We start from the raw sequence: 7,388 nt of genomic DNA on the forward strand, positions 1-7,388 counted from the left end.
GCCGTAGCTCTTGCGGATATCGCGGATTTCAAGCGCGCTCATTGACGGCTTCCTCGAAAAGCAGCGGCCCGCCATAGTCGCGGGGCAAGGTGGAGATGGCGCGTGAGGCCACCCGGATCGCGGCGGAAAGGCAGTTGGCCAGCGGCCGCTCCCGCGCCAGCGCGGCGAGGAAGGCGGCGTTGAAGACATCGCCGGCGCCGATCGTGTCGACGACTTTCACACGGGGCGCCGGGACTTCGATGAGTTGGCCGTCGGCGCCGATGGCGATCGCGCCGTCGGGCCCGCGCTTGACCACGACAGTCGCGCCCTTCCTCATTCCGTCGCGGATCTTGCGCGCGGCGTCCGCCGGACTTGCCAGCCCGGCCAGCGTCGTCGTCTCGACCTCGTTGAAGAGGGCCAACTCGCAGCGCGACAGCCAATCTCGGGTGGCGTTGCAGTTCTTCGCCGTCCAGCCGTCGATCGGCCAGCCGGTATCGAGCGCGACGGCGATATGATGCGCCTCCGCCCAGTCGAAAAAGGCGCCGTAGTCTCGGGTGAGGTCATCGGTCAGGAAGGAGCCGCAAATGAGCGCGTAGCCGCCGGAAAGCCGCTTGCCGTCGAGAACGGCAAGAACGTCGTCCAGGCTGAAGCGGGGCAGATGACCGCGTGTGGTGAAGAAAGTGCGTTCTCCGTCCGGGTGCGTCATGCCGACCGACAGCGTCGTGCCCTCCGGACGCACCGGCCATTTCTCGGCACGCGAGCCGAAAGCCTCGCGCAGCCAGCGACCGAACTGGTCGTCGCCGAGATTGGCGGCGATATCGAAATCGATGCCCAGCGCCTGCCAGGCTAGCGCTGTGTTGCCGGCCTGGCCGCCGACGCGCAGGTCGTCATGATCCACGACGGTCTCGGTTCCCGCCTTCGGCCATGGCGCGACCGGGCCGACGATCAGGTCGACATTGACGTTGCCGATCACCGCAAGCGGCCGCATCATTCGCTCCGCGTGATCTTGGTGGTGCGGACCGGCGTCCCGGCATTGTCGACACGGGCATCGGCGAAGGCGATCATCAGGCGCTGCGCCACCGGCAGCATGGCGAAGATCGCCGCCAGCCCGGAGGCTGGTTTGAAAGCCAGCGTGACCGCGTCACCGACCGGCGGCTTGCCCGAGGCGTCGAAGATGATCAGCCGCGCGCCTGCCTCGACGACGGAAAGCGCCATCGCGGTGACGAGGTCGGATGTCGGATCCTCGCCGCGAAAGAGAATGACGCCGATTTTTGGACCGAGCATTTCCATCGGTCCGTGGCGAAGCTGGCCGCCTTCGAGCGAATAGCATGGCAGGCGCGACAGTTCGGTGAGGCCGAGCGCCAGCGCTTCGGCCAGCCCCTGCAGGCTGCGGCCGGAAGTGACGACGGTCGCCACCTCGTTCAGTGCCGCCAGCGCGGCGTCGATCGCGATAGCTTCCGGGGCTTCCAGCGCCGCAAGCGCTGGCGCGGGATCGTCCCCGAGCGCCGAGAGGATCGCCAGATGCAAGGCGAAGGTCACGGTCAGGCTGCGCGTCGCGGCGAAGGCAAGCTCGGTGCCGCCGGCGCCGACAAGGCAAGGAACCGTCCGGCCGAGGAAGGAGCCGGCTTCCAGCGTCAGGCCGAAGGTGTCGGCGCGCTGGCCAGGCTCAGAGAACCACCGCACCACCTCCGCGCTTTCTCCGGATTGCGAGGTGACGAGCACCGTCTTGCCGGCAAGCGGCAAGGGCTGGCCGAGCTGCTCGGACAGCGGCATCGCGATGGCATCGATGCTGTGCGCGCGATAAAGCGGCTCGACAGCGCGGGCAACCGCATGCGAGGCACCCATGCCGAGCAGGATCAGCCTGCCGTTCCGCCTGATCGAGGCCGCGACCTGGCCGGCGGCATCCTCGTTGTTCTTGAACGAGGCAAGCGCGTCCCCATGTTGGCGCGCCATCTCGCGGTCGATTGCGACAAGCCCTGCCGGTCGAGGTTTTTCCGCAGTCATCACTATCCTTTGTTATCCTTTCACACCGCCGCTGGTCAGGCCCGAGATCAGCGCGCGCTGCATGACGAGGCCGATCAGCACCGGCGGCAAGGCAGCGAGCACGCCGGCGGTGGCGATCAGCCCGTAGTCGGAAACGCGGCCGCCGGCGAGATCGGCGATGGCGACCGTCAAGGTCTTTGCCCGCTGGTCCGAAGTGAAGAGCAGGGCATAGAAGAACTCGTCCCAGGCCAGCAGCACGGCAAACAGCGCCGATGTCGCCACCACGGGCGCAGCCAGCGGCAAGGTCAGGATGCGCCAGGTCTGGAACAGCCCGGCGCCGTCGATCATGGCGGCGGCCTCGATCTCGCGCGGGATGGCATCGAAGCCCGATTTCATCAGCCAGGTGGTGAAGGGCGCCAGGATCGTCAGGTAGATCAGCGCCAGGCCGAAGACGTTGTTGAGCAGGCCGAGATAGGAGAGCCCCATATAGAGCGGCACGGAGAGCGCCACCGGCGGCAGCATATAGGTGGCGATCACCATGGACAGCGACCAGCCGACCGCAGGTGTGCGCGAAACTGCCCAGCCGGCCGGCACCGCAAGCAGGATGGCGGCGAGCGTCGCCATGCCCGCGACCTCGAGGCTGTTGCGCAGCGATGCGGTGAAGGCGGCGCCGGCGCTGTTTTCGACCGTCGACAAAAGTTGCGCGTAGCGGGAGAAGTCGGCGCTTTGCGGCCACCAGTGCAGCGGCTTGGCGGCGAGATCGGCCGCCGGCGAAATGCTCATGACGAAGAGCCAGACGAGCGGGGCCAGGATCACGGCGGCAAGCAGGATGGCGCAGGCGTAGATGAAAGCTGTGAAAAGCGGGGACTTGCGTTCCATCAGGCGGCGCTCCCCGCGGTGTTCCTGACCAGCGCCGCATAGGCGACGGCAAGCGTGGTGACGAGCAAGGTGACGATCAGCGCCAGCGAGGCGCCGGAGCCGGCACGCTGGAACGAGAAGGCCTCCTGGTAAACGAGGATCGACAGCGAGCGGGTGCTGTTGGCCGGCCCGCCGCGGGTCATCACCCAGATGATGTCGAAGACCTTGAAGGCTTCGATGGTGCGCAGCACAAGTGCCACCATCAGCGGGCCGGCAAGATAGGGCAGGATGACGAAGCGGAAGCGCGCGAAGGGACCGGCGCCGTCGACAAGTGCTGCGGCGTTGATGTCGCGCGGCACCGCCTGCAGGGCGGCGAGCGCAATGAGGGCCACCAGCGGAAAATTCTTCCAGCAATCGGCGACGATCAGCGCCGCGAGCGCCGTTCCGGGCTCGCCCAGCCAGGACCGGTAGCTGTCGATCAGATGCAGTTGCGTAAGGGCTGCGTTCAGCGCGCCATATTCGGGATTGTAGATCAGCCGCCAGAGCGTGGCGTTGACGACGGTCGGCAGCGCCCAGGGCAGGATCATCAGTCCACGCAGCACGGTGCGGCCGCGGAATTCCTGGTTGAGCAGAAGCGCGGCAAGCACGCCGATAACCATTTCCGCGGCAACGGAAATGACGGCGAACCAGGTGGTGGTGGTCAGCGTGCGGGTGAAGTTCGAGCTGGTCAGCATCTTCGAATAGTTGTCGATGCCGACGAAATTGCCTGCAGTGCCGACGAGCTTGGCGTCGGTGAAGGAAAGGCCAACCGTGTCGACCAGCGGCCAGCCGATGACGGCGACCATGACCACGAGAAGCGGCAGCATCAGCAGCCACGCACGGGTCGTCATCCAGGTGCCTGACATCGAAGGCGCCTCTCTTCCTTCATCCGATCAAGAAACAACACGGGCGGCGCTCGCGCATGAGGCCGCCCGTTGAGGAACGATAGATCAGAGGCCGCTGTTCTGGGCCGCCGTCTTCAGCGCGTCTTCAGGCGTCGTCTGGCCGAGCAGCGATTCCTGGATGGCCTGCTGCAGGGCGGTCGACAGCTCCTGGTATTTCGGCGTGGTCGGACGCGGATACATCGCAGCCAGACCGCGCTTGGCGGCGGCGATCAATTCTTCCTGGCCCTTGGTCACTGCCGGATCGTCATAGGACGAGGCCCAGATCGGCAGCGAGAGCTTGGCATACTGGTTCTGCGTCGCCTGCGAGGTCATGAACTCGATGTACTTCCAGGCTTCGTCCGGGTGCTTTGAGACAGCGGTGATGCCAAGGCCCATCGAGCCGTTGACGGCCGAGACCTCGCTGGTGCCGGCAACGCCCGGCGCCGGCACGACGCCGACCTTGCCGGCGACCTTCGAGTCCTTCGGATCGTTGGCCATGTTGTACATGTAGGTCCAGTTGAGCGCGAAGGCGGCATCGCCGTTTTCGAAGACCTTGCGGACGTCTTCTTCCAGGAATTCCTTGGAATTGGGATTGGTGAGGCCCGACTTGTAGCTGTCGACCATGTATTTCAGCGCCGAGACGCCGCCGCCGTTCTGGAAGTCCGGCTTGCCATCCTTGAGGAAATCGCCGCCATAGGCGCTGACGAGCGTGGTGTAGTCGCAGATCGCGGCTTCGGCCTGCGACCAGCTCCAGGCGATCGGCGTCTTCAGCAACCCCTTGTCCTGGATGATCTTGGCCTGCTCGCCCAGCTCTTCCCAGGTCTTCGGCGGCGCCTTGATGCCGGCCTTCTCCAGGATTTCCTTGTTGTAGAACAGGTACTTGGTGTCGAGGATCCAGGGCATGCCGTAGTATTTGCCGTCATACTGGACGGTGGTCCAGGCGCCGGGCAGCACGCCCTTCTTCATATCGTCGGTGATCTTCGACGACACGTCGACCAGCACCTTGTTGGTCGCGTATTCGGCCGGCCAGATGACGTCGAACAAAACGACGTCGTAGCCGCCGCCCGACCCTTGCGCGAGCACGGTCTTGTCGTGCAGGCCCTCGTACGGAACGAATTCGAGATTGACCTTGATGTCCGGATTGGCCTTGGTGAAGCCCTCGGTCATGGCGCGGACATCCGCCTCGCTGTAGGCGGCCTGGGCCATGAAGAGCGCATTCAGCGTGGTCTCGGCAAAGGCGTGCGGGACAAGCAACCCGCCAACGCAGACCGCGCCGAGAAGTGTCCTACCGATCGATTTCAGCATCTTTTTTCTCCCATTTCGACATTTGCGGGTGGCGGCGCGCGCCGCTTCTCCGAATGCTATCGCGTGTGACCGGATCTGCCGGGACGGTGGGGCGGCGAGGGCTCGGCGCCTTGCCGTCTTTTTCTCGAAACCGTACCGGTCTTCACCATTAAGTCAATTCGCTTGACTTAATTAGTCATGCAATCCTTTAATGGAGTCAAGGGGGAAACGCAGGTGCACGACATCAGCCCGATCCGCGCCAAGAGCGGCACCAACCAGGAAGGGACCAGCGCGCACAACCGCCGCGTCATGATCGAGGCGCTGCGGCTCAACGGCGCGCTTTCGCGCGCCGACCTGGCGCGGGCGACCCAACTCACCAAGCAGGCGGTTTCGAACATCGTCGAGGATCTCGAACGCGACGGCCTGGTCGTGGCGCTGGACACGGTGCGCAAGGGCAGGGGGCAGCCCTTCACGCCCTACAGGCTGGTGCCCGAAGGCGCTTTCGCCATCGGCCTGCAGATCGACCGCCACCTGACACGCGTGGTGGTGGTCGATCTGGTCGGCAGCGTGATAGTGCGTGCCGAGGCCAACTTGCCGCTCGACGAGCCGTCGCCGGGTGTCCAGACCATCCTCGCTCTCATCGCACGTGTCAGGCGCGAACTGGCCGGCATCACCGAGCAGTTCGAACGGCGGCTGGTCGGTCTCGGCGTCGCCATGCCGGGGCCGTTCGGCCTGAAAGAATCCGACGACAAATGGATGATGCCTGCCTGGCAGCAGTACCCACTGCTGGAGACGCTTGCGGCAGGCACCGGACTGAATGTCGGACTGCAGAACGATGCCGCCGCCTGCGCCACGGCGGAGCGCATCGTCGGCGCCGCGCACGGTGTCGATCACGCGGTCTGCCTCTATGTCGGCTATGGCATCGCCGCGGGGCTGATCCTGAATGGCGAGCTCTACAATGGCGGCAACGGCAATGCCGGCGAGATCGGCAGGGCGCTTTTGTCGCCGGCCGGCCCCGGCGCGACGCCACTCGAGCACCGTGCCTCGCTTGCTTCGCTCTACCAGCATCTCGGCCTCGATCCCGCCGATGCCAATCTCTACGCAAGATTGGCGGCCTTGGCTGCTGCGGATGATCCCAAGGTCCTGGGCTGGATCGAGGGTGCTGCATCCGATCTGCGCTGGAGCGTGCATCTCATCGAAACGATCTTCGATCCGCAGACCGTGATCCTCACCAGCGGTGCGCCCGAGCCTTTGGCCCGGCGCCTCCTGCAGGCCATGCATCCGCTGCTGCCGTCCATCGCCGACCGCCCCGAGCGGCGATTGCCGCGCCTGCAGCTCGGCATCACCGATCCCTGGGCGATTGCGGTGGGCGCCGCGGCCGAGCCGATCAGCAGGGCTTTCGACCCGCGCTTCTCGGCGATCCTCAAGGCCGGATAGGCGCCCCCATTTCGCCAGCCGCGGGAAAACAGGCGTCGAAAGCCGCGTCGACGATTGCGAGCTTGGCTGCCTGCACGGCCATGTATTCCTCGAAGAACTGTCGCGAGACCCACATGACGGAATGTCCGCGCTGACCGACCCAGCCGATGCTGCCAAGCGCTTCGGCATCATGGAGCTTGCGCGCCAGATGGGTGCGCGACAGCTTCAGCCAATGCGCGAATTCGCCGATCGAAATGACGCTGGTCGGTATCCTGTCGAGACTGGCGTCGTCCGGATCGATGCCCGCCATCAGCCAGTCCATGACGATGCCGCCGTTGTTCAGCCAGATAAACAACGAGAAGGTTTGCTCGGGCTCCCGCACCGGACCGGATGCCAGCAAGCCGTCGCAGATCAACGGCTGCAGCTTTGCCAGCACATCGGGCTGCTCGAGGAAGGTTGCCAGCCGGGTTCCGCCATCGATTCGATCGAGCGTCCTCAAATGGGCGTGAATCCAGGCGGTGAAGGTTTCAATGGTGGCCGCGGTCACCCGCAAGGGGTGGGCACGGCCATCACCTCTGGTCGAAACATATTCGGCGATGTTGTAGTGCAGCATTTCCTTGACGAACGCCTCGGCGGTGTTGCGGCTGGCGACCGAATTGCGGCGCACGGCCTCGATGAAACGCGCCACTGTCATCTCGGTGCGGCGGTCGTCGGGGTCGCGCCTGAAATGCAAGGCGAGCCCGACATGGCCGAGCAGCCAGCGCTGCTGGGTGGCAAAGACGGCGGCAAGGCGCGGGCTGGTCTCGTAGACATGGATGAGCGCGCGCGACTGCTCCTGCACACTGCGGAGAGCTGCAGGATGACTGGCGATCTCTTCGGCGCTCAGCGGCATTTCCTGCGGCACTCCATTCGATTCCAAGCAACTGCAAATGAAGATTTATAGCC

At 65.1% G+C, this 7,388-nt stretch carries 7 protein-coding genes; 1 reads left to right on the forward strand and 6 read right to left on the reverse strand.

Going from position 1 to position 7,388, the window contains the following annotated elements:
- Positions 1–28: 28 nt before the first annotated feature.
- From EOA29_RS19320 to EOA29_RS19340, 5 genes are all read right to left on the reverse strand, one after another.
- Positions 29–967: a PfkB family carbohydrate kinase gene (locus EOA29_RS19320; protein ID WP_127221299.1), complete on the reverse strand. Its 939-nt coding sequence runs from the start codon at positions 965–967 to the stop codon at positions 29–31.
- Positions 967–1,983 (reverse strand): SIS domain-containing protein, encoded by a 1,017-nt coding sequence (locus EOA29_RS19325; RefSeq protein ID WP_126092228.1) that lies wholly within the window; start codon positions 1,981–1,983, stop codon positions 967–969. Before EOA29_RS19325 ends, EOA29_RS19320 begins: the two co-directional genes overlap by 1 nt.
- A 12-nt stretch (positions 1,984–1,995) precedes the next feature.
- On the reverse strand, positions 1,996–2,841 hold the full coding sequence (locus EOA29_RS19330) for a carbohydrate ABC transporter permease (protein ID WP_126092229.1): 846 nt from the start codon (positions 2,839–2,841) through the stop codon (positions 1,996–1,998).
- Positions 2,841–3,725: a sugar ABC transporter permease gene (locus tag EOA29_RS19335; protein WP_126092230.1), complete on the reverse strand. Its 885-nt coding sequence runs from the start codon at positions 3,723–3,725 to the stop codon at positions 2,841–2,843. Before EOA29_RS19335 ends, EOA29_RS19330 begins: the two co-directional genes overlap by 1 nt.
- 84 nt (positions 3,726–3,809) lie before the next feature.
- Positions 3,810–5,048, reverse strand: coding sequence for an extracellular solute-binding protein (locus EOA29_RS19340; RefSeq protein WP_126092231.1), 1,239 nt, complete (start codon positions 5,046–5,048; stop codon positions 3,810–3,812).
- 213 nt (positions 5,049–5,261) lie between these two features.
- On the opposite strand from EOA29_RS19340, the gene EOA29_RS19345 reads away from it, so the two are divergent.
- On the forward strand, positions 5,262–6,464 hold the full coding sequence (locus EOA29_RS19345; protein ID WP_126092232.1) for an ROK family transcriptional regulator: 1,203 nt from the start codon (positions 5,262–5,264) through the stop codon (positions 6,462–6,464).
- On the opposite strand, the gene EOA29_RS19350 is transcribed toward EOA29_RS19345, so the two are convergent.
- Positions 6,451–7,335: a hypothetical protein gene (locus EOA29_RS19350; protein ID WP_126092233.1), complete on the reverse strand. Its 885-nt coding sequence runs from the start codon at positions 7,333–7,335 to the stop codon at positions 6,451–6,453. The genes EOA29_RS19345 and EOA29_RS19350 overlap by 14 nt on opposite strands.
- Positions 7,336–7,388: the final 53 nt, after the last annotated feature.

The organism is Mesorhizobium sp. M1E.F.Ca.ET.063.01.1.1 (genome assembly GCF_003998155.1).
Classification (GTDB): domain Bacteria; phylum Pseudomonadota; class Alphaproteobacteria; order Rhizobiales; family Rhizobiaceae; genus Mesorhizobium.